Genomic DNA, 423 nt, shown 5'->3' with positions numbered 1-423 from the left:
ATCATCGTTATCAGGAAGACATTGCGCTATTTGCAGAAATGGGCTTTAAGACTTTCCGTATGTCAATTTCTTGGCCGCGTATCTTTCCTACTGGAGAAGAAAGCCAGCCAAACGAAGAAGGTTTAGCATTCTATGATAAAGTGTTTGATGAACTGGAAAAGTATGGAATTGAGCCGTTGGTGACCTTATCTCACTACGAAATTCCACTGAACCTAGTTCAAAAATATAACGGTTGGGCCGATCGCCGTTTAGTTGATATGTTTGTTAACTATGCGGAAACAGTGTTTAATCGTTACAAAGATAAAGTGAAATATTGGTTAACTTTTAATGAAATTAATATTTCTGTATTCTCGCCATATATTGGCAGCGGTATTTTAATCGATGAAGTCGAGAACAAAGAGGAAACGGTATATCAAGCACTGC

Annotated in this window: 1 protein-coding gene; it reads left to right on the top strand. The window is 37.8% G+C overall.

The window, feature by feature from the left end; translation table 11 throughout:
* The coding region (locus tag C9J29_RS24045; protein ID WP_153062686.1) for a family 1 glycosylhydrolase at nt 1–423 on the top strand (423 nt) is incomplete at both ends.

Source organism: Lysinibacillus fusiformis (assembly GCF_003049525.1).
Taxonomy (GTDB): domain Bacteria; phylum Bacillota; class Bacilli; order Bacillales_A; family Planococcaceae; genus Lysinibacillus; species Lysinibacillus fusiformis.
This window is presented reverse-complemented; position numbering and strand designations above follow the sequence as displayed.